The organism is Synechococcus sp. R6-10 (genome assembly GCF_047461815.1).
Classification (GTDB): domain Bacteria; phylum Cyanobacteriota; class Cyanobacteriia; order Thermostichales; family Thermostichaceae; genus Thermostichus.
Genome location: NZ_JANSHW010000096.1, coordinates 1 through 1,486 on the forward strand (window position 1 = coordinate 1; position 1,486 = coordinate 1,486).

Sequence of the window (1,486 nt, forward strand, 5' to 3'; positions counted from 1 at the left end):
CTGCAAGCAGGGGGAACCGAACCCACGCGCCCCACGCGGTTCCCCTCGCGAAGCGGGGGGAACCTACGGAGCAAGGGTATTGAAAAGTCAAGTCCTGCCTATTCCTGCACCCGCTCATATGCCCTCCCATCACGCACCATCGCGTTCAACACCACCAACAACTGACGAGCCACCGCACACAACGCCACCTTCTTCGCCTTCCCACGACCCACCAACGCCTCATACACCGCACGCCAACGCCCATCGTGCGTCGCTGCCACCACCGCCGCCTGATACAACAACCGACGCACACGAGGACGCCCCCCACGCACACGCGCCCGACCCACCCACGCCCCACTCTCACAACGCACAGGCGCTAACCCCGCCAACGCCGCAATCGCCCGATGCGACACCTGACCTAACTCAGGCAACTCCGCCACCAGCCCATACGCCACCACGCGCCCAACGCCCACTGCCGTCTGCAACAACGCCGCCTTCTGCGACAAGTCCGCGTCCGACGCAATCAACTCGGCAACCCGCGCCTCAATCTGGGCAATCTCTTCTTTGAGTACGGCAATCATCCGCTCCAGCGACGCCCGCACTGCCTCAGACTGCACGGTCTGCAGACGCTTCTTTTCGCGCTCCACCTGTTGCACCAACTGCTCCCGACGCGCCCACAACTCCTTGAGTTCTGCCTGCACAGGCGAACACGGCGCAACGGGCTGCACGGGATAGCAGCAGGCAAAGTACGCCAACATCCGTGCGTCGGCGCGGTCGGTCTTGAGGTCGCCCCGCATACTCTTGGCGAAGTAGCGAGCCCGCTGGGCAGGCACGACGACCACAGGCAGCCCTGCCTGCTGCAGGGCAGAGACGACCGCTTTTTCGTAGCCGCCTGAGCTTTCCAACAGCACGCGTTGCACGGGCAGTTGGGCAAGGTGCTGGACGAGGGCGGTATGGGAGTGGGGGTCGTTGACGAGTGTCCACACCTCATCGGTGGGGTAGAGGGCGACGGTGAGCGTGTTTTGGCTCACATCGATGCCGACATAGAGTGCCGTTGTCTGTGTTGTGTGTGTCATCGTTTAGTTCCTCCTGTTGGGTATAGTTGGTGTTGCGAACCGTGCCCTGTGTGTGCGCCTTCCTGGTGTTTCGGGCGTGTTGCCCTTGCAAGGGTTCGGGCTATGGTTCGTGTGGGCGTCGGGCGTATGCTCCGGACGGGCTTGTTGTCCCAGGGGGGCTGACGCTCCGACGCCCGTTGCACTTGGCGGGGTTCCCCGCCAAGTGCTTGCGCTGGTAGTAATATACCAGGGGGGCAATTGTAAACTCTGCCCTTGCGATTGGTATTACCGTAGAGCAGCTACGCGAACCACAGCACCTGTCGGTTTTACGCAATCCACTGCGGGCGCAAGCGTTCTACTTTGCAGGCTTGATTGAACGCTGGGGCACGGGCACAGCGCGTATGATCGCCCTCTGCCGCGAACAGGGACTACCCGAACCTCAATTCAACGCC

At 62.4% G+C, this 1,486-nt stretch carries 2 protein-coding genes; one reads left to right on the forward strand and one right to left on the reverse strand.

Annotated features, from left to right (window positions below):
* Positions 1 to 98 precede the first annotated feature (98 nt).
* The gene (locus NW837_RS03300) at positions 99 to 1,055 is read right to left on the reverse strand and encodes an IS110 family transposase (protein ID WP_414329257.1); all 957 of its coding nucleotides are present in this window, start codon (positions 1,053 to 1,055) and stop codon (positions 99 to 101) included.
* Positions 1,056 to 1,318: 263 nt separating this feature from the next.
* Between NW837_RS03300 and NW837_RS03305 the strand changes: the two genes are divergently transcribed.
* On the forward strand, positions 1,319 to 1,486 hold a 168-nt coding region (locus tag NW837_RS03305), incomplete at its 3' end, for an ATP-binding protein (protein ID WP_414329259.1).